The organism is Variovorax sp. GW821-FHT10D07, from assembly GCF_059415325.1.
The window spans coordinates 213,834-232,419 of record NZ_JBWKMZ010000006.1 but is presented as its reverse complement, the minus strand read 5'-3'; the positions used below and the strand labels follow the sequence as shown (position 1 = coordinate 232,419).

The window sequence follows — 18,586 nt, the reverse complement described above, 5'->3', positions numbered from 1 at the left end:
GGCGCAATGGCATGCCGCCAGGGCCCCGGCATCACGGTGTCCGCATCCAGTGCTGTCGCGGCAAGGGCCATGGTCGGGGTTTCTGGTTGTCGCTGGCGGCATGCCTTGCGCTCGAATCCTGGATGGTGGCGGGGGCGGGGGAAGGCTGCTTGCGTGCCGCGACAATTGGTCAGGATGCGGGCATATTTCTGATGGAGAACGTGATTTTTTTGTGTCTTCGCCTGTCGCTATCGAAGGGCAGGTGGTGCGCTCTGGGCCTTACGCAAAAAATTAACAAAATTACCGGAGGGTGATCCAATGAATATCGACTACGTTGGGCAACTGATTTCTTCTGGATTGAATGAGGAAAGTCCAATCGACGGAATAAATTCGGACGAGCTTCTTGATTTAGAGGGAGGGCAAAAATTCCCCCTTCCCGGGGCGTACAAGCAGTTCATGCTTCAGTGTGGAAAGTCTGCCGGTCTTTATCTGCGTGATATCGATTATTCTTATCCGTATGTCAAGAAGATAAAAAGCAATCTAATTGAATGTTTGGTGGAGTATGAGTTGTCTTTCGACGTGAAAGACTCTTACTTTTTCTTTCTCTCTTACCAAGGGAGTCAATACTCGTTTTTTGATTGCAATCAAGGAGATAATCCTCCGGTTTATTCTCTTGGTGTCTCTGATTTAAAGTGTGATTTGATTTCTGATTCTTTTAGTGATTTTGTACGATTGACTATTTCTCAGTATAAAAATTATTTTTATGCGGGCAAATCAGGACATCGGTCGCCCGCCGACTGACGGCGGCATCGGCACCAGGCTGGATGCAGCGCCATACACGGCAGCACAAGGCGCTTCCGCAAGGCATTTACAATGCCTGCCCTGATGTCACCGCCGACATCGCTCCGACCAGAGGCGCCTCCCATTCCGGGATTGCGCCGCTCCCGTTGCCCCATGTCTCCCCTCGTGTTTTCATTCGCTCCCGATCCCTTCGGATCGCGCCCCAAGCATCGCCCTCCGCTCTCTTTGCCCCGCGACGCCGCCGCAGCCGAGCCCGGCTCGCGCTGAAGGCGCCGCATGCAAGCGCTCCTCTCCGGCGCCGGCCCGGTGCTGGCCTTCATGGCCTGCGTTGCCCTCGCCACCTACGCCCAGAACCTCACCGGCTTCGCCTTCAGCCTGATCCTGCTCGGCCTGGTCTCGGTGTTCCATATCGCGAGCGTCAGCGACGCGGCCAACGCGGCCACGGTGCTGAGCCTGATCAATGCCTGGACCTACTTCCGCGCGCGGCCCGGCCCGGTGCCCTGGCAGCTGATGAAGCCGGCGCTCAATGGCAGCACCGTGGGCGTGATCGTCGGGCTGATGCTGCTGACCTGGCTTAGCGGCAGCGCGGTCGACTGGCTGCGCGCGCTGCTGGGGGTATCGATCCTCGGCTGCGCGGTGCTGCTGGTGTTGCAGGCGAAGCCGCTGCCCGCGATCTCTGGGCGCAGGAGCTTCGCCGTGGTCGGCTGCCTGTCGGGCGTGCTCGGCGGGCTGTTCTCGAGCTCGGGGCCGCCGATCGTGTTCCACATGTACCGGCAGCCGCTGGATCGCGAGCTGGTGCGGCGCGCGCTGCTGCTGATGTTCGCGTTCAACTCGCTGGTGCGGCTCGTGATCGTGGTGCCGACCGGGCACTTCTCGTGGCGTGCCGCGCTGCTCGCGGCCTGCGCGATGCCGGTGGTCTATGGGGCCACGCGGCTGCACCACCGGCTGCCCAATCGGCTGCAGCCGCGCACGCTCAAATGGCTGGTGGGCGGACTGCTGGCTGCCGCGGGTTCGACGCTGTTCGCCGCGGCCTGGGCCGCGATCGCGCACGGCTGAGCGCCACCGATCGCGGTGGCATGGCGCCGCCGCGCGGGGCCTTCACGAGGCGGCGGCTTACACGCGAAGTGCCCGAACCGCCCCTGTCGCGGCGCATGCCGCATTGGAAAATCCGGCTGAAACCTCCCCAGGTCGTTCGCGTTGCACGAAGACAGGCTCCGGTCGCCCCGGGCGTGTGTTCCTTCCAAAAAAAACCGCCCTCGCTGTCATGCCATCCTCGTCATCCCTCACCTCCACGGGAATTCCCGGCCTCGACGACATCCTGGGCGGCGGGCTGCCCGCGCAGCACCTCTACCTGGTCGAGGGCACGCCGGGCACCGGCAAGACCACGCTCGCGCTGCAGTTCCTGCAGGCCGGCCGCGCCGCGGGCGAGCGCGGGCTCTACGTCACCTTGTCCGAAACCTCCGAGGAACTGACCCAGGTCGCGGCCTCGCACGGCTGGTCGCTCGACGGCATCGAGGTCTACGACCTGGTGAGCGACGAGGGGCTCAGCGAGGAGGCCGAGCAGACGGTGCTGCATCCCTCGGAGTTCGAACTGGGCGAGACCACGCGCGACGTGATGCGCCTGGTCAACGAGCAGAAGCCGCAGCGCGTGGTCTTCGACAGCCTGTCGGAGATGCGGCTGCTGGCCCAGAGCGCGCTGCGCTACCGGCGCCAGATCCTCGCGCTCAAGCGCTTCTTCGCGCAGCGCGGCTGCACGGTGCTGATGCTCGACGACCGTTCGGGCGGCGATGGCGACCAGCACCTGCACAGCATCGCGCACGGCGTGCTGCACCTGGAGCAGAACACCAACGACTATGGCGCCGACAAGCGGCGGCTGCGCGTGGTGAAGCTGCGCGGCGTGAAATTCCGCAGCGGCGAGCACGACTTCAACCTCGACCGCGGCGGGCTGCAGGTGTTTCCGCGGCTGGTGGCCAGCGAGCACGAGCAGAAGATCGACGAGCGGCTGGTCTCGACCGGCACCCCGGCGCTCGACGCTTTGCTCGGCGGCGGCCTGACGCCCGGCAGCAGCCTGCTGCTGGCCGGGCCGGCGGGCGTGGGCAAGACCACCACCGCGATCAGCTGCGCCGTGGCCGCCGCGCGGCGCGGTGCGAAGGTGGCCTACTACCTGTTCGACGAAGGCCTGGGCACGCTGCGGCAGCGCTCGCGGGCGCTGGGGCTCGATGTCGAGCCCTACATGAGCTCGGGCCACATCACGATCCGCACGCTGGATCCGGCCGAGGTCTCGCCGGGCCAGTTCGCGCATTCGGTGCGCATGGCGGTGGAGCAGGACGGCGTGCAGATGGTGGTGATCGACAGCCTCAATGCCTACCTGCACGCCATGCCCGGCGGCAAGTACCTGATACTGCAGATGCACGAGCTGCTGGCCTACCTGAACCTGCGCGGGCTCACCACGCTGCTGATCCTGTCGCTGCATGGCACCGTGGGCGAGATGCGCGCCGACGTGGACCTGAGCTACCTGAGCGATGCGATGCTGAACTTCAGGTACTTCGAGGCACGCGGCAACCTGCTGAAGGCGATCTCGGTGATCAAGAGCCGCACGAACGCGCACGAGCAATCGATCCGCGAGTTCCGCCTGGGCCAGCACGGGGTCGAGGTCGGCAAGGCGCTGAGCGACTTCCAGGGGGTGCTGTCGGGCGCGGCCCGCTACACGGGCACGCAGCCGTTGCTGGGCGATAGCGATATCGCCACGCCGACCCCATGAAAGGGCCGGTGTGGAAGACCGCATCCTGATCCTCGCGCCGCGCGGCCGGGATGCGCAGGTGATCCGGGCCGTGCTCGAAGGCCAGGCCATCGAATGCCTGGTCTGCCCGGACGCGTCGTCGCTGCTGGCGGAACTGGAGACCGCGGCCGCGGCCGCGATCGTGACCGAGGAGTCGCTGGCGGACGGCTTCGACGGCGCGCTCGGCGCCTGCCTGGCGAAGCAGCCGGCCTGGTCAGACCTGCCCTTCGTGGTGCTGGCGATGCGCCAGTCGGGGCGGCGTTCGGCCAGCGCGCAGGCCTCGCTGCAGCAACTGGGCAACTCGGTGCTGCTCGAGCGGCCGCTCAATCCCGAGACGCTCGCGAGCGCCGCGCGTTCCGCCCTGCGCGCGCGCCAGCGGCAATACGCCACGCGCCGCCACCTGAACGACATCGAGTCGGCCAAGGCCACGGTCGAGCGGCTCAATGCCGAGCTCGAAGGGCGCATCGCCACCCGCACGGCCGAGCTCGCGGGCGCCAACGACTGGCTGATGCGCGAGATCGCCGAGCGCGAACGGCTGCAGGCCAACGTGGTGCAGGGCCAGAAGCTCGAGGCCATCGGCCGGCTCACGGGCGGCATCGCGCACGACTTCAACAACCTGCTGCACGTGGTCAACCTCAACCTGGAGTTCATCGCGCGGCTGGCGCCCGAGGGCAAGCTGACCGACTACGCGCGCCGCGCGAAGGAGTCGGTGGCGCGCGGCTCGCGCCTGACCGGGCAGCTGCTGTCGTTCGCGCGGGCGCGCAGCCTGGTGCCGCGGCTGCATGGCGTGAATGCGCTGGTCACCAATCTGCGCGAGCTCATCGAGGTCTCGGTCGGCTCGAAGGTGCGGGTGGCATTCGATCTCTGGCCCAGCGAGCTCTGGGTGATGCTCGATGGCGCGCAGCTCGAGATGGCGCTGCTGAACATGTCGGTGAACTCGCGCGACGCGATGCCCGAGGGCGGGCAGCTGACCATCCGCACGGCATTGGCGAGCGCGCCCGACGGTTCGCCGCAGGTGCTGGTGAGCGTGGAGGACACCGGCAGCGGCATACCGAGCGCGGTGCTGTCGAAGGTATTCGATCCCTTCTTCACCACCAAGGCCAACGGCCATGGCACGGGGCTGGGGCTGAGCCAGGTCTACGGCTTCGCCAGCCAGTCGGGCGGCCAGGCCGAGATCCGCAGCACGCCGGGCCAGGGCGCGACCGTGACCCTGCGCTTCCCGCTGTCGCAGCCCGAGCAGGCGGATGACACCGCATTGCCGCGCGAGCGCGAAGGCACCGCGCCCGCGAGGCAGGACCCGCGCAGCGAGGTGCTGGTGGTGGAGGACGATGCCGAGGTCCGTCAGGGCATCGCCGAAGGCCTGCGCCTGCTGCAGTACACCGTGCGCGAAGCCAGCGATGGCCACAGCGGCCTGCAGGAGCTGCAGCGCCGCCGGCCCGACCTGCTGATGGTCGACTACCTGATGCCGGGCATGAACGGCGCCGAGCTCGCGGCCGCCGCGCGCCGGCTCTATCCGCAGATGCCGGTGCTGGTCGCGACCGGCTATGCCGACATGGCGGAGGTGCAGAAGGTGGTGGGTTCGCACTCCGTGCTGCGCAAGCCCTTCGACCTCGAGACGCTCAGCGGCGCGGTGAGCGCGGAGCTCGGCCGTGCGCGGACGACGGCGCAGGCCGCGGACGAGCGCGAACGGATCGTTTCCGGGTCATAAGCTCACAGCGATTCGTTCTTTGGCGCCGCGCGCGGCCTCGGCCACACTGGCGGGCCCATGTCTTCCCTCACCGTCATTCCCGACGCAGCCAGCCCGTCGGCCGATGCCGGGTTCGATGCCCAGGCCGACCGGGTGGCCGACTGGCTGCTCGGCAGCCTCGAGTGGAACGCCACGCTGTTCCACGTGGGCCAGTACTGCGGCCGCTGGCGCGCCTCGACGGCGGGCCGTGCGCGCGCGAGCTTCCACCTGATCCTCGAGGGCCGCTGCTGGCTGCATCGGCCGGGGCTCGAATCGGTGGCGCTGTCGCCGCGCGACGGCGTGTTCCTGATGCGCGACGTGCCGCATTTCCTCTCGCCCTATGCCGACCCCGGCATCGACTGCGCGCCGCGCGCGATGCAGCCGCTGTCGGCCAGCCCCGCGCTCGGTGAAACGGCACTGGCCTGCGGCTTCTTCTCGTTCGACGGGCCGCTGCGCGACCTGGTGGCGCAGTCCTTTCCCGACTGCCTGGTGCTGCGCGCCGACGACCTCGCGATGGCCTCGGCCGCCACCCTGTTCGACCTGATGCGCAGCGAGGCGCTGCGCGCCGGCACCGAGCCCTCGGTGCTGATGGACCGGCTGGCCGGCCTGCTGTTCTTCTATGGCCTGCGCCACGTGGCGCGCAGCGACGCGAACGCGCGTGGCTTCTGGGGGCTGCTGCGCCGGCGCGGCTTCGCGCCCTTGCTGGCGGCGCTGCTGCAGTCGCCCGAGCGGCCCTGGAGCGTGGCCGACATGGCGCAGCGCGTGCATCTCTCGCGCGCGGCCTTCTTCCGCCAGTTCGGCGAGGCCTGCGGCCAGTCGCCGCTGCAGTTCCTGCAACTGCTGCGCATGCAGATCGCGGCGCGCAAGCTGACGCAGGGCGAGTCGATCGCGCAGGCCGCCGAGGCCGTGGGCTATGACTCCTATGCCGCGTTCTCGCGCACCTTCAAGCGCGTGATCGGCGAGCAGCCGGGCGCTTGGCAGCGCGCGCGCCGGCTCGACCGCAGCGAGGCCGCCGGCGTGACCGCGGGCGAGACGAACCGGCACAGATTCGAGACGCCCGGTCATTGATGCCCGCGGGCGCGCCGCGAAGAATCGGTGCCAGTTTCCGCACTACACGAGCCGCACCGACATGACACGCCTGACCCTGCACACCGAGACCTCCGCGCCCGAAGCCAGCCGTGCGCTGGTGGCGCGCGCCGCCGCCAACAACGGCTTCCTGCCGAACCTGATTGGCATCCTCGCCAATTCGCCGCAGGCGCTCGAGACCTACCTCGGCGTGGCCCAGACCACCGCGCGCGGCGAACTCACGCTGGCCGAGCGCGAGGTGCTGCAGATCACGGCCGCGCGCATCCACGGCTGCGACTTCTGCGTGGCCGGCCATTCGGCCGCGGCGCTCAAGCAGGCCAAATTGCCGGCCTCGGCCGTGGTGGCGCTGCAGCGCGGCGAGGCCACGGGCGAGGCCCGGCTCGATGCGGTGCGCGCCTTCACCGAGGCCGTGATCGCGAGCCGCGGCAAGGTGAGCGACGAGGCGCTCGCGGCCTTCCGCGGCGTGGGCTTCTCCGAGCGTCAGGTGCTCGAGGTGGTGCTCGGCGTGAGCCTGGCCACGCTGTGCAACTTCGCCAACAGCCTGGCCGGCAGCGCGGTCAACCCGCAACTGCAGCCCTACCTGCCCGAGAACCTGCGCGCCGACGCAGCGCCTGCCCATGCTGGCTGAGGCCGACCGGCACTGGCTCGACGCGCAGGCCGAGGCGCTCGACAGCGACAACGCGCAGGCGCACGCGGTGCTGCCGCGGCTCGCGGGTGGGCAGCTGTTCGGGCTCGGCGTGCCGCGTGCGATCGGCGGGCAGGGCGGCGACACGCGCGATGCCATCGAGGCCATCGCCGCCGTGGCCGGCCATTCGCTCGCGGCGGCCTTCACCTTCTGGGGCCAGCGGGTCTTCATCGAATACCTGCTGCAGTCGCCCAACCAGGCGTTGCGCGAGCGTTGGCTGCCCGCGTTGCTCGACGGCTCGCTGGCCGGTGCCTCGGGGCTGTCGAACGCGATGAAGTTCCTCGGCGGCATCGAGGCGTTGCAGATCACGGCCACGCGGCAGGAGGGCGCGCCCGGCTGGCGGCTCGACGGCAGCGTGCCGTGGTGCACCAACCTGCGGCCGCAGGGCTTCGTGGCCGCGGTGGTGGTGCAGCGTGCCGATGGCGGCGCGCCGCTGGTGGCCGCGCTGCAGGGCGGGCAGGCGGGCGTGGAGCGTAGCGCCGACCTGGACCTGATCGCGCTGCGCGGCAGCAACACCGCGTCGCTGCGCATCGAAGGCGCGCGGCTCGCGGCCGACGAACTGATCCACGACGAGGCCAACCGCTTCCTGCCCACGGCGCGACCGGAATTCCTCGGCCTGCAGTGCGGGCTGTCGATCGGGCTGGCGCGCGCCGCGCTCGCGACCGCGGCGCAGGTCGGTGGCGCCGGGCGCGCGGTGCTCGACGCATCGCTCGTCGAACAGCGGCAGGCGCTCGATGCCACGGTCGATGCGCTCTATGCCGGCATCGCCGATGGCCGCTTCCGCACGCAACCCGAGGCGCTGTTCCGCGCCCGCCTCGCGCTGGCCGACATCGCACAGGCCGCGGTGCAGCTCGAGCTGCAGGCCAGCGGTGGCCGCGGCTACCACCGCGACCAGCCGCTGAGCCTGGCGCGGCACTGGCGCGAGGTGGCGTTCGTGCCGATCGTGACGCCGAGCGTGGTGCAACTGCGTGGCGAACTCGCGCGCCGCGCGGCGCAGTCCGCATCGTGAGCGCCCTGGCTGCCGAGATCGGCCTCGACGAGGCCGCGAATGCGCCGCACCCGGTGCTCGAGGCGCGCGATCTCGCCTTCGGCTTCGATGCGGCAAGGCCGGTGTTCAACGGCGTGTCGCTCGCGGTGGCGCCGCGCGAGATCGTCTGCCTGCTCGGCGGCAGCGGCTGCGGCAAGTCCACCTTGCTGCGCCAGCTTGCGCGGCTCGAGGTGCCCGGCGTCGGGCATGCCCAGGGCGAGATCCGGTTTCTCGGCGAAGCGTTGAGCGCACCGCATCCGCGCGCGGCGCTGGTATTCCAGCAGCCGGGCCTGCTGCCATGGCTCGATGCGGCGCGCAACGTGGGCTTCGGGCTCGACTTCGCGCGCCAGCCGAAGCTCGAACGCGAGCTGCGCGCGCGCCGCGTGCGTGACGCACTCGCGGCCGTGGGGCTTGCGGGGCAGGGCGGGCTCTATCCCTCGCAGCTGTCGGGCGGCATGGCACAGCGTGTGGCGCTGGCCCGGGCACTCGCGCGCGAACCGGTGCTGCTGCTGGCCGACGAACCCTTCTCGGCGCTCGACGCCATCACCCGCACCGAGATGCAGGAACTGCTGGTCGATGTGGTGCACCGCTGGCGCACCGCCGCGTTGCTGGTCACGCACGACATCGACGAGGCGATCCTCGTCGGTGATCGCATCCTGCTGATGGGCGAGCGGCCGGGCCGCATCGTGCGCGAATGGCGCGTCGACATGCCGCGTCCACGCAGCGATGGCGCCGCCTTCACCGCGCTGCGGCTCGACATCCTCGCCGCCCTGCAGGCCACGCGCCGTCATTCCTCCATCGAATCGCCACCCGGCCTGCCAGAAAGAAAGCCCGTCGAATGACCGACCCGAATCCCGCCCATGGCGCCGCGCCGCGCGCCACCCATGTCTGCGCCTCGTCCGCCTGCGACTGCGGCCTCACGCGGCGCGACATGCTGCGGCTGTCGGCCCTGGCCGGCGCCGCGGTGGCGGCACCCTTTCTCTCGGCCGGCGATGCGATGGCGCAAGGCTTCAAGGGCGACGACCAGCCCGTGAAGATCGGCTATTTGCCGATCACCGATGCCACGCCGCTGTTGATCGCGCATGCGCGCGGGCTGTTCGACAAGGAAGGACTGCGCGCCGAGGTGCCGCGCATGTTCCGTTCGTGGGCGCAGATCGTCGAGGCCTTCGTCGCGGGCCAGGTCAACGTGATCCACCTGCTCACGCCGGCCACGCTGTGGGTGCGCTACGGCTCGAAGTTCCCGGCCAAGATCGCGGCCTGGAACCACATCAACGGCTCGGCGCTCACCGTGCTGCCCGAGATCGGCAAGCTCTCCGACCTCGGCGGCAAGACCGTGGCGGTGCCGTTCTGGTACTCGATCCACAACGTGCTGCTGCAGGACATGCTGCGCGCCGAGGGCCTCAGCGCCGTCACCAAGGGCGCGGGGGCCGGCGGCGGCGTGGGTCCGAAGGAAGTCAACCTCGTGGTGCTGGCACCGGCCGAGATGGTCTCGGCGCTGGCCGCGCGCTCGATCGCGGGCTTCATCGTGGCCGAGCCCTTCAACGCGGCGGCCGAGATCGCGGGCGTGGGCAAGGTGCTGCGCTTCTCGGGCGATGTCTGGAAGGACCATGCCTGCTGCGTCACCTTCCTGGCCGAGCGCGATATCGCCGAGAAGCCCGAATGGGCGCAGCGCGTGACCCATGCGATCGTCAAGGCCCAGCTGTGGACGCGCGACAACCGGCTCGACGCGGCACGGCTGCTGTCGAACGCTGGCGAACGGCGCTACACGCCGCATCCGCCGCAGACCCTGGCCAAGGTGCTGGCCGCCACCGACTACGCGAGCTACGAGGCCAGCGGCGTGGTGCGCCACAAGGGCTGGAGCCAGCGGCGCATCGATTTCCAGCCCTATCCCTTCGCCTCCTACACCGAGCAGCTGGTGCGCGCGGTGCAGGGCACCCGGGTCGAGGGCGAGAACGCCTTCCTGCGCGCGCTCGATCCGAAGTTCGTGGCGCGCGACCTGGTCGACGACCGTTTCGTGCGCAAGGCGATCGAGGCCGTGGGCGGGCCGCAGGTGTTCGGCGTGGCGCCGGACTACCAGCGGCGCGAGACCATCGCGGTCTGACGTGGGCCGCCGCCTCGGACTGCCGCTGGCCGGCCTCGCGCTCGCGCTCGTGCTGTGGTGGGTCGGCAGCGCCTGGCTCGCGCAGCGCACGCCGATCGCCGCGGCCTTCGCGCCCTGGCCGTCGGCGCTGGCGCTCGCGCGCCTCGTCGCCGGCCCCGACATCTGGCAGCACGCGCTGCTGAGCCTGCAGCGCGTGGCCATCGGCCTCGCACTGGCGATCGTGTTCGGCGTGCCGCTGGGCGTGCTCACCGGGCTGTGGCGCGGCTTCGCGCAGGCCAGCACGCCGGTGTTCCAGTTTCTGCGCATGATCTCGCCGCTGTCGTGGATGCCGATCGCCGTGATGGTGCTCGGCGTGGGCGACCTGCCGGTGTATTTCCTGCTGGCCTTCGCGGCCGTGTGGCCGATCCTGCTCAACACCGCGGCCGGCGTGGCGCAACTCGACCCGCACTGGCTCACGCTCGCGCGCAGCCTGTCGGCCACGCGCCGCGAGACCGTGCTGCGCGTGATCCTGCCGGGCATCACCGCGCACCTGCTCACGGGCGTGCGGCTGGCCATCGGCATCATCTGGATCGTGCTGGTGCCGGCGGAGATGCTCGGCGTGTCGGCCGGGCTCGGGTACTTCATCCTCGACACGCGCGACCGGCTCGCCTATTCGGAGCTGATGGCGGTGATCGTGCTGATCGGGGCGCTGGGCTATCTGCTCGATGGGTTGGCGCGGTGGTTGCATGCGCGGTGGACGCATGGGTGAGGGGCTTTGCGTGCCCGACCAGGATCGTTGACTCGGAGGCTTACGGTGTATATACTTTTTGTATATACAAAGGAGGGCCCATGACCCATGCCCGTGTCTTCCAGTCAGGCAACAGCCAGGCGGTCCGCCTGCCGAGGGAATTTCGATTCGCCTCCGACCAGGTGGAGATTTTTCGCCGCGGCAACGAAGTCGTCCTGCGAGAACTGCCGGCCAGCGCGGCGGCCATATTCGACGCACTCGCCGAAATGCCCGCGGACTTCATGGCGGACGGCCGCGGCGATGCCCCTCCCCAGGAACGGGACGGGTTCTAATGGCGATCCGCTACCTGCTCGACACCAACATCTGCATCTACATCGCCAAGCACAACCCGGCCAAGGTGCGAGCGCGTTTCGAGCAACTGCCCGCCGACGCGCTGGCCATGTCGGTCATCACGCTCGGCGAGCTTCAGCATGGGGCGGAAAAAAGCCAGGCCCGTTCGAAGGCCCTGGCCGCATTGCACCAACTGCAGAGCGTCATCCAGGTCATGCCGCTGACGGAGGCGGTCGGGCAGCACTATGGCGAGATTCGCAGCGACCTCGAGCGCAAGGGCCGGCCGATCGGCAACAACGATCTATGGATCGCCGCCCATGCGCGTGCCGAAGCGTGGGTCCTGGTCACCAACAACGAGCGCGAGTTCAGCCGCGTCGAAGGTCTGTCGGTCGAGAACTGGGCCTGATCTCCCCGAGGCTTCGACGATTCCGATGGACTGAATTCACTCCGGAGCGGCGACATGGATGAAGCGATGTGCAACCACGAGCGCCTGCCTCTCTTCGCAATCCTCCTGTGGCTTTGCATCGCCCTCGGTTCGGCCAACGCGGCGCCGCCGACCTACCAGGATCTGCAGGCTGACCCGGGCACTGTGCCGATGCAGCCAACCTGGCAATTGCGGCCGGTGGATGCATCGGCGCCGCCCTGGGCAGATATCTTCACTTTCACCATCGGCATCGCCCCGGACCTGATCGAAAAGGCGCGTTGGCTGAGCCTGAATCCGGGCAGGAACAGCGAGCGCGCGCCCGCGCTGTTCGACGCCCTCGACGGGCGCGTGCTTTTCCTGTCACCGACGGCGCGCAGCTTCTGCGATGGCCGCTGGCAGGTCGCGTGGCTGGAGCGCATCGGCATCATCGGCATCGACGCCGCATTCCAGCCGACGCTCAAGGTGTGGCTGGTGGAGCAAAAGCCCGGGGGCGGACAACGGACCACCGTGGGCATCGGGCGCATCGATGCGCAAGGGCAGTGGGCCGTGCCGCCCGTGCGTTGCGATGGCAAGGACACGACATCCATCGAGTCCCCCGCCGCCCTGTCCTACCTGATGCCCGACGAATCCAGGCCAGCGGCTTCCGATCTGCAGGTGGACACGGTCTACGCACAGCCCGGCTTGCGCGATGCCGCGGGGCAGTGGCGCACGCCGCCGCCGCCGCGTGACATCACCACGGCGCAATGGATGGACTACCAGCGGCAGAGGCCGGCACCCGGCTCCACTGGCTCGGGCCTCATCGACGCGCGAGGCAGGATGGTGATTCCGTTCATCTTCGGCGGGCTGCCCGACGCGACGGCCCAGCGGCGCATCCGGCTGTGCACCGCCGTCGGACTCGATCGCCAGCGCAACGCCAGCACGCCGCACGCGTGCCGCTGGCAACGGCTGCGCGGCGGCAACACCGACGCCGCACTGCGGCCGGCCAAGGACGCGGACACCGGCCGATGGGGCTACCGGAACGCGCAGGGCCAATGGGCGATCGCGCCGCAGTTCCAGGAGGCGCGAGCGTTTCGTCACGGCTATGCCGTCGTCGCGGGCGCGTTCCCCCAGGACTGGCGGCCGCCCGGGTGGCAGGACGAGCGGCCGATCATCCGGCAGTTCCACCGCATGGGCCGCCATTGGGTGGCCGAAGCCCTGGTGCGCAACGCGTCCACCGCCGGCGCATGGGAGATACGCTACGGCCTGCTCGACGATGCGGGGCAATGGCTGGCCGCCGTGCCGCAGCCCGCGCTGCACGTGACCGTGCCGTTTCCACCCGGTGGCCGCAGCAGCCACTATGCCGGGATGCTGGCGAGCCACCTGCCCAGGCTGCTGGGACGTGGCGTGCAGGTCGATCACGTGCCGCAAGCCACCGAGGCCGACTACCGCCGGCTGATGACGGAGGGCGGCAACGAGAAGGTCCTGCTCGCGGCTCTGAGGCTGCCGCGCGGAGGTATCGAGGGCGTGCACCAGGGCCCGCCGATCGATGCGCTGATGCAGGCCCTTCGTCCCGTCACGCTGCTGGCGTCGCAGCCTCTGGTGCTGGCCATCGACAGCACGAAGGCCGATGCGCTGGGCATTCACGACACGGACGACCTGCTCGCCTACGCGCGGGCCCACCCCGGCAGCCTGCGCATCGGCACGGGCGAAGACGGCTGGACCGGCCACCTCGCCTTCGGCCAGTTCCGCGCGCTGAGCGGCGTCGACGTGCAACGCGTGGTCTTCAAGGGCATGTACCCCGACTCGGACGTCATCACGAAGGAGCATGCGGTGGACCTGCTGTTCGCGCCCGTGAACGGCGTGGCGGTCGCGGTACGGCGCGGCCAGTTGCGCGTGCTGGGCACCACCGCCGACCCGGCGCGCCCGCAAAGCTTCGACGGTGTGCCGTGGCCGACGTTGGCCTCGAGCGCGCCCCTGGCCGGCTATGCGACGTACGATCACTTCAGCCTCTGGGCACCGGCGAATTCGGATGCCGCGTCCAATCGCATCGTGCAGCAAGCCGTGGCCCAGGTGCTGGCCAGGCCCGAGGTGCGCAAGCAGCTGCAGGACCTTCAGGTCGTTGGCGGAGGCGGTTCACCCGAGAGCTTGCTGGCGCTGGAAGACGAAGAGCGCGAACGCTGGCTGCGTGCGCTCTCCTCGTCGGCGCGTTGATCGCGCTGCCGGGTCTTCGGGCGTGACGGCCTCGACCGTCGCGCTCATTCCGTCGCGAACCACGCCAGCGCCATCGCCGGCAACGCGAACCCGATCCACGACGCCAGCGGCCATCCGCCCTTCGCATAGGCCCAGGCACCGAGTGCCGACCCCACCGCACCTCCGAGGAAGAAGGTGGCCATGTAGAGCCCGTTGAGCCGCGAGCGGAGTTCGGCACCGAGGCCGAAGATCGCGCGCTGCCCCAGGGTCATGTTGGCTGCCACGCCGAAGTCCAGCACCACCGCCGCGACCACCAGCAGGCCCAGCGACAGCGGCGATCCGCCATGGGTGAAGTGGGCCAGCAGAAAGCTGCCCGCCACCGCGAGCATGGCGCCGATGGTCGCGCCGCGGCTCCAGCCGCGGTCGGCGGCACGGCCGACCAAGGGCGCGGCCACGGCGCCCGCCACGCCCACCAGCGCGAAGAGGGCGATCTCGGCCTGCGACAGCCCGTAGGCGCTGCTCGCCAGCAGCAGCGGCGTGACGGTCCAGAACAGGCTGAACGATGCGAACAGGAAGGCGTGATAGAGCGCGCGCCGCTGCAGGACCCGCGTGGTGCGCGCGAGCCGCACCATCGATGCGAGCAACTCGCCGTAGCGCAGCCGGTGCGACGGCGTGCGCGTCGGCAGCGCCAGCGCGAGGACCAGGGCCAGCACCAGCATCAGCGCCGACGAAAGCACGAACACCAGGTGCCATGACGACAGCTGCGCGACGAAGCTCGCCGCCGGCCGCGCCCCCATGATGCCCAGCATCAGCCCGCTCATCACGCTGCCGACGGCACGCCCGCGCCGGGCCTCGGGCACCAGGTGGGTGACGTAGGGCACCAGCACCTGGACCGCCACGGTGCCGAGCCCGATGAACAGCGCCGCCGCCAGGAAGGGCAGCGGATGGGTGGACAGCCCCGCGGCCAGCAGCGACAACGCATCAATGCACAGCAGGACCAGCACCAGCAGCCGGTTCTCGACCAGGTCGCCGAGCGGGACGATGAACAGCAGGCCCAGCCCGTAGCCGAGCTGCGTCAGCGTGACGATGAGGCCGGTGGCGGCGGGCGACAGCCCGAGCGCGGCGCTGATGAGTCCGGCCAGCGGCTGCGCGTAGTAGAGGTTCGCCGCGGCCAGGCCGCAGGCCGTGGCCACCAGCGGCACCAGCCAGGCATGGGGTTGCGCGGCGGTGGTGCGTGGCGTCGCCGTGTTCGTGGAGGTCGTCATGGGGAGCGAGAGAGCGTGGAAGAAAGGAGGGTGCCAAATAAGGAAATGTTCATGTCCCAAATTGGCAAAAAAAAGATCGGTCGAAGTTCAGTCGAAGATGTGCATCGCGGCCTCGGCGACCGCCAGCATCTCCTTCTTGCTGCGGCCCGTGGTGCCGACCACGCGCATGCCCTGGAGTACGCACAGCACGAGGCGCGCGGCGGTCCTGTCGTCGAGGGTGGTGGCGATGGAGCCGTCGTCCTTGCCCTGCCGGATCAGTTCCTCGAGCAGCGCCTCGTTCCGGTCGAGCGAGCGCTTGACGCGCTGCGCGACCTCGTCGTCGAGCGTGGCCAGTTCGGTGGCCGTGCCGACCACGAGGCAACCGCGCTCGCCCTCGACGCCATGCGACGAGCCCGCGAAGAAGCCGAGCACGTTGAGCAGCCGCTCGCGGCCCGTGGCGCCGCGCTCGACCTGGGCCCGGATCAGCGGATCGCGCCTCTCCTTGTAGCGGTCGAAGGCCGCGAGGAAGATGCCGCGCTTGTCCTTGAAGGCCTTGTAGACGCTGCCCGAGGTCAGCGCCATCGCGGTCGTCAGGTCGGTGATCGAGGTGCCGTGGTAGCCGCGTTCGCGGAAGACCAGCACGGCCTTGTCGAGCGCCTCGTCCATGTCGAACTCGCGCGGGCGACCGCGGCCCCGCGTGGTGTTGGTCTGGATCGAAGGGGAGGAGGACATGGGCGGCGAGTATATAGGGAATGATCGATCCCTATTATGCGGGCCGGCAAAGGCGAGGCTTTCCCGGCCGCTGAGCTGCGCTCCCTAGACCTGCTCACGGGCATCCGGCTGGCCATCGGCATCAACTGGATCGTGCTGATCGGGGCGCTGGGGTATGAGCTCGATGGATTCGCCCGCTGGCTGCATGCGCGGTGGACGCATGGATGAGGGGGCTGCCATCCCGGCGGTCACGAGACCGTCATTCGCGAATGTGATCCTCGCAGTAGTTGAAATGCCGTCCACAAGCTTGCCGATACGATCCTCTTCTTCCTTGTCGGCTTCCGTGCATGGTGGTTGTGGGCGAGTTGTCGTACGGGGCTCTGGCCGGGGCAAGGACGACAGGCTCGTGCGAGCCGTTGCCTCTGGCCTGACGTGTACCGCAGTTTGCGTCTGCATCGCCTGGATATCGACAGCGAAGGCGGTCGCCGCGGGCACTGACGCGCAGTCGGTGGATATCGCCACTGGCGCTTCGTCCGAATCGCAGATGCTGGACTTCGATGTGCCGGCGCAGCCATTGGTGACTGCCTTGGCGCAATACGCCGCGGTGTCGGGGCGATCGGTGATGTTCATCGACGAATGGGTGGCCGGGCGAACTTCCGCGCCGGTGCGAGGGCGCTATACGTCGCATGCAGCCTTGCGGATCTTGCTGGCCGGCACAGGCTTCACTGCGGATGACGTGGACACCCAGCTTTCCGGTGCCTTCATACTGAAGCGTGTCGCAGCGGCGCCTGTGGCGGCATCGGCTGCCGGTTCGCAACGCCGGTACGACGCCCTGGTTCAGGCCCGTGTCTGGGAGGCATTGTGTGCCGATCTCCGCACTGCCCCCGGCCACTACCGCTCGATCCTGCAACTGCGGGTGGCCGCGTCGGGCCACATCAGCCAGGCCAGCCTGGTTTCGTCTTCGGGAGATCCTGGGCGGGATGCGGCCATGCTCGCGGCATTGGCGAATCTGAAGATGGACGGCCCACCACCAGCAGACCTGGCTCTGCCGCTCACGCTCGCCATCCTCCCGCACGACGTATTGCCCGGACCCCGCTGCGCCACGGTGCACTGACGCATGACGGAGAACGTCATCCCGCTGCTGCGCAGCTTCCTGGTTCAACGCTACGATCAGCTCAAGCAACGCTTGGCCCTGCGGCTGGGGAATGCCGAACTGGCGGAAGACGCCTTGCACGAGACTTGGCTGAAGCTGCAGCGCAGCCAGTCCATTCCGGGGCCCATTGCCACGCCCCAGGCGTACCTGCTGCGCATGGCGGTCAACCTGGCCATCGACGTGCGGCGCGCGCAGAGCCAGGTCTTGCTGTCCGACGACATCGAGGCGCTGATGAACGAACTGCCGGACCCGGCGCCCGGTCCCGCCGAGGTGGCCGAAGCCCGTTCGCAGCTGGAGGCGCTGGATGACCTTCTGTCGCGCTTGCCGCCGCGCCGCCGCGAAATCCTGCTGCTGATTCGGCTGGAGGGCTGGTCCCAGCGGGACGTGGCCAAGCGGCTCGGTATTCCCGTACGGAACGTCGAGTACGAACTGAAAGCCGCACAGGATTTTCTGTTCTCACGACTGGAACCGAAATCCGGCGGGTTCTCATGACGGCACGAAGAAACAGTTTGAGGATTGCGGCGTCCGCAACCGTCTACAAGGTACGGGCCCCCTGAGACCATCATGACGACGCACCCTCAACCACTGAAGCTGCCCGAGACCCTGCGCGAAGACGCGCGCGCCTGGGTGCGCAAGTTGCATTCGGGCGCCGCGACGCAATGGGAGGCACAGGCGTTCCGGCGCTGGCGTGACGCAAGTCCCGCGCATCAAGCGGCGTTCATCGAGGCCCGGCAGCAGTGGCGAGTGCTTCAACCCGCGCTGAACGGTCTGGTGCGCACCGACGCCGAAGCGGCGAACCTTCACCGCGAAACCCTGCGCACGCCCGAGGCGAGCCGCCGGGCCTTCCTGGGCGCGGCTGGAGCGGCAGCCGTGGCTGGTGTCGCGGGGGGGGCGGTCTATTCGCCCTTGGGGTTGTGGCCCGCGGCCAATGAATGGAATGCGGACTGGCGCACGGTCGCCGGCGAGCAGCGTGCGATCGCGTTGTCCGATCAGATCGGCGTGACCTTGAACACCCGGACCAGCGTCCGCCGGTTGACCTCGGACGGCCAGACCGTGGGGCTGGAATTGCTGAACGGCGAAGCGGCGATCGAGATGCTGGCGAGTGCGCGCGACTTCAGCGTCGTGGCTGGCGCCGGCCGCAGCATTGCCGAATCGGCTCGCTTCGAGATCAGCCGCCTGGAAGGACGGGTGTGCGTTACCTGCCTGGCGGGACGCGTACGCATCGAGCATCCGGCCGGCGACCGCCTGCTGCTGGCACGCCAGCAGGCGGTCTACCGCGATCACTCGATCAGCGGCATCGCCACCGTCGACCCCAAGGTGGCTTCTGCCTGGCGGCGCGGTGAACTCGTGTTCAAGCAGGTCCCCTTGTCCGCGGTGCTGGATGAGATCAATCGCTACCGCCCCGGGCGCGTGGTCCTGATGGTGGATTCGCTGCGGGAGAAAACGGTCACCGCGACCTTCAGGCTCGACCGTCTCGATCTGGCATTGCTCCAGATGCAGCGTTCCTTCGGCTTGAACGCCCGGTCGCTCCCCGCCGGTGTGCTGGTCCTGAGCTAGGGGCAGGTCCCGGGGGCGGGTGGTGACCCTGTCTCGATGTCGCGTCGGGTCCACGTCGAATGATCGGTGGCGTTGTCGAGGCTTCTC

General features: G+C 69.0%; 19 protein-coding genes. 17 read left to right on the top strand and 2 right to left on the bottom strand.

What is annotated here, in order from left to right:
* Positions 1-297: 297 nt before the first annotated feature.
* The 13 genes from AC07PU_RS19870 to AC07PU_RS19810 all read left to right on the top strand — a co-directional run bounded on the left by AC07PU_RS19870 (position 298) and on the right by AC07PU_RS19810 (position 13,855).
* Positions 298-780, top strand: coding sequence for an SMI1/KNR4 family protein (locus AC07PU_RS19870; RefSeq protein ID WP_495319768.1), 483 nt, complete (start codon positions 298-300; stop codon positions 778-780).
* Positions 781-1,056: 276 nt separating this feature from the next.
* On the top strand, positions 1,057-1,836 hold the full coding sequence (locus AC07PU_RS19865) for a sulfite exporter TauE/SafE family protein (protein WP_495319765.1): 780 nt from the start codon (positions 1,057-1,059) through the stop codon (positions 1,834-1,836).
* Between the two features lie 208 nt (positions 1,837-2,044).
* Entirely contained in the window at positions 2,045-3,541 is a 1,497-nt protein-coding gene (locus AC07PU_RS19860) for an ATPase domain-containing protein (RefSeq protein WP_495319763.1), read from the top strand.
* Positions 3,542-3,551: 10 nt separating this feature from the next.
* A complete protein-coding gene (locus tag AC07PU_RS19855) occupies positions 3,552-5,267 on the top strand; it encodes a response regulator (protein WP_495319761.1) in 1,716 nt (571 codons plus the stop codon).
* Between the two features lie 57 nt (positions 5,268-5,324).
* Positions 5,325-6,353, top strand: a complete 1,029-nt coding sequence (locus tag AC07PU_RS19850) for a cupin domain-containing protein (RefSeq protein ID WP_495319759.1) — start codon at positions 5,325-5,327, stop codon at positions 6,351-6,353.
* Between the two features lie 61 nt (positions 6,354-6,414).
* Entirely contained in the window at positions 6,415-6,999 is a 585-nt protein-coding gene (locus AC07PU_RS19845) for a carboxymuconolactone decarboxylase family protein (protein WP_490877241.1), read from the top strand.
* Positions 6,989-8,065 carry an acyl-CoA dehydrogenase family protein gene (locus AC07PU_RS19840; RefSeq protein WP_495319756.1) on the top strand — a complete coding sequence of 359 codons (1,077 nt, stop codon included), beginning with the start codon at positions 6,989-6,991 and terminating at the stop codon, positions 8,063-8,065. Before AC07PU_RS19845 ends, AC07PU_RS19840 begins: the two co-directional genes overlap by 11 nt.
* Positions 8,062-8,925, top strand: a complete 864-nt coding sequence (locus tag AC07PU_RS19835; RefSeq protein WP_495319754.1) for an ABC transporter ATP-binding protein — start codon at positions 8,062-8,064, stop codon at positions 8,923-8,925. The genes AC07PU_RS19840 and AC07PU_RS19835 overlap by 4 nt, the downstream gene beginning before the upstream one ends.
* Positions 8,922-10,184 (top strand): ABC transporter substrate-binding protein, encoded by a 1,263-nt coding sequence (locus tag AC07PU_RS19830; RefSeq protein ID WP_495319752.1) that lies wholly within the window; start codon positions 8,922-8,924, stop codon positions 10,182-10,184. Before AC07PU_RS19835 ends, AC07PU_RS19830 begins: the two co-directional genes overlap by 4 nt.
* A 1-nt stretch (position 10,185) precedes the next feature.
* Positions 10,186-10,932: an ABC transporter permease gene (locus AC07PU_RS19825; protein ID WP_495319750.1), complete on the top strand. Its 747-nt coding sequence runs from the start codon at positions 10,186-10,188 to the stop codon at positions 10,930-10,932.
* An 80-nt stretch (positions 10,933-11,012) separates the two neighbouring features.
* Positions 11,013-11,243 (top strand): antitoxin, encoded by a 231-nt coding sequence (locus tag AC07PU_RS19820; RefSeq protein ID WP_398498843.1) that lies wholly within the window; start codon positions 11,013-11,015, stop codon positions 11,241-11,243.
* Positions 11,243-11,647 carry a type II toxin-antitoxin system tRNA(fMet)-specific endonuclease VapC gene (vapC, locus tag AC07PU_RS19815; protein ID WP_490877457.1) on the top strand — a complete coding sequence of 135 codons (405 nt, stop codon included), beginning with the start codon at positions 11,243-11,245 and terminating at the stop codon, positions 11,645-11,647. Before AC07PU_RS19820 ends, vapC begins: the two co-directional genes overlap by 1 nt.
* Before the next feature lie 54 nt (positions 11,648-11,701).
* Positions 11,702-13,855, top strand: a complete 2,154-nt coding sequence (locus tag AC07PU_RS19810) for a tripartite tricarboxylate transporter substrate-binding protein (protein ID WP_495319747.1) — start codon at positions 11,702-11,704, stop codon at positions 13,853-13,855.
* 44 nt (positions 13,856-13,899) lie between these two features.
* On the opposite strand, the gene AC07PU_RS19805 is transcribed toward AC07PU_RS19810, so the two are convergent.
* Together AC07PU_RS19805 and AC07PU_RS19800 are read right to left on the bottom strand one after the other, a co-directional pair.
* Positions 13,900-15,099 (bottom strand): MFS transporter, encoded by a 1,200-nt coding sequence (locus AC07PU_RS19805; RefSeq protein ID WP_495319745.1) that lies wholly within the window; start codon positions 15,097-15,099, stop codon positions 13,900-13,902.
* 87 nt (positions 15,100-15,186) lie between these two features.
* Positions 15,187-15,810, bottom strand: coding sequence for a TetR/AcrR family transcriptional regulator (locus AC07PU_RS19800; protein WP_495319743.1), 624 nt, complete (start codon positions 15,808-15,810; stop codon positions 15,187-15,189).
* A 36-nt stretch (positions 15,811-15,846) separates the two neighbouring features.
* On the opposite strand from AC07PU_RS19800, the gene AC07PU_RS19795 reads away from it, so the two are divergent.
* The 4 genes from AC07PU_RS19795 (at position 15,847) to AC07PU_RS19780 (ending at position 18,499) form a co-directional block, all read left to right on the top strand.
* A complete protein-coding gene (locus AC07PU_RS19795; RefSeq protein WP_495319741.1) occupies positions 15,847-16,017 on the top strand; it encodes a hypothetical protein in 171 nt (56 codons plus the stop codon).
* A gap of 316 nt (positions 16,018-16,333) precedes the next feature.
* Positions 16,334-16,903, top strand: coding sequence for an STN domain-containing protein (locus AC07PU_RS19790; RefSeq protein ID WP_495319739.1), 570 nt, complete (start codon positions 16,334-16,336; stop codon positions 16,901-16,903).
* Positions 16,904-16,906: 3 nt separating this feature from the next.
* Positions 16,907-17,434 carry an RNA polymerase sigma factor gene (locus tag AC07PU_RS19785; RefSeq protein ID WP_093345358.1) on the top strand — a complete coding sequence of 176 codons (528 nt, stop codon included), beginning with the start codon at positions 16,907-16,909 and terminating at the stop codon, positions 17,432-17,434.
* A 72-nt stretch (positions 17,435-17,506) separates the two neighbouring features.
* Positions 17,507-18,499, top strand: coding sequence for a FecR family protein (locus AC07PU_RS19780; protein WP_495319737.1), 993 nt, complete (start codon positions 17,507-17,509; stop codon positions 18,497-18,499).
* Positions 18,500-18,586 lie beyond the last annotated feature (87 nt).

Excerpts from the sequence above, each read along its gene's own strand:
- AC07PU_RS19870 (WP_495319768.1), top strand. The coding sequence starts at position 298 with ATGAATATCGACTACGTTGGGCAACTGATTTCTTCTGGATTGAATGAG.
- AC07PU_RS19865 (WP_495319765.1), top strand. The coding sequence starts at position 1,057 with ATGCAAGCGCTCCTCTCCGGCGCCGGCCCGGTGCTGGCCTTCATGGCC.
- AC07PU_RS19860 (WP_495319763.1), top strand. The coding sequence starts at position 2,045 with ATGCCATCCTCGTCATCCCTCACCTCCACGGGAATTCCCGGCCTCGAC.
- AC07PU_RS19850 (WP_495319759.1), top strand. The coding sequence starts at position 5,325 with ATGTCTTCCCTCACCGTCATTCCCGACGCAGCCAGCCCGTCGGCCGAT.
- AC07PU_RS19845 (WP_490877241.1), top strand. The coding sequence starts at position 6,415 with ATGACACGCCTGACCCTGCACACCGAGACCTCCGCGCCCGAAGCCAGC.
- AC07PU_RS19840 (WP_495319756.1), top strand. The coding sequence starts at position 6,989 with ATGCTGGCTGAGGCCGACCGGCACTGGCTCGACGCGCAGGCCGAGGCG.
- AC07PU_RS19830 (WP_495319752.1), top strand. The coding sequence starts at position 8,922 with ATGACCGACCCGAATCCCGCCCATGGCGCCGCGCCGCGCGCCACCCAT.
- AC07PU_RS19820 (WP_398498843.1), top strand. The coding sequence starts at position 11,013 with ATGACCCATGCCCGTGTCTTCCAGTCAGGCAACAGCCAGGCGGTCCGC.
- vapC (WP_490877457.1), top strand. The coding sequence starts at position 11,243 with ATGGCGATCCGCTACCTGCTCGACACCAACATCTGCATCTACATCGCC.
- AC07PU_RS19810 (WP_495319747.1), top strand. The coding sequence starts at position 11,702 with ATGGATGAAGCGATGTGCAACCACGAGCGCCTGCCTCTCTTCGCAATC.
- AC07PU_RS19805 (WP_495319745.1), bottom strand. The coding sequence starts at position 15,099 with ATGACGACCTCCACGAACACGGCGACGCCACGCACCACCGCCGCGCAA.
- AC07PU_RS19800 (WP_495319743.1), bottom strand. The coding sequence starts at position 15,810 with ATGTCCTCCTCCCCTTCGATCCAGACCAACACCACGCGGGGCCGCGGT.
- AC07PU_RS19795 (WP_495319741.1), top strand. The coding sequence starts at position 15,847 with ATGCGGGCCGGCAAAGGCGAGGCTTTCCCGGCCGCTGAGCTGCGCTCC.
- AC07PU_RS19790 (WP_495319739.1), top strand. The coding sequence starts at position 16,334 with ATGCTGGACTTCGATGTGCCGGCGCAGCCATTGGTGACTGCCTTGGCG.
- AC07PU_RS19785 (WP_093345358.1), top strand. The coding sequence starts at position 16,907 with ATGACGGAGAACGTCATCCCGCTGCTGCGCAGCTTCCTGGTTCAACGC.
- AC07PU_RS19780 (WP_495319737.1), top strand. The coding sequence starts at position 17,507 with ATGACGACGCACCCTCAACCACTGAAGCTGCCCGAGACCCTGCGCGAA.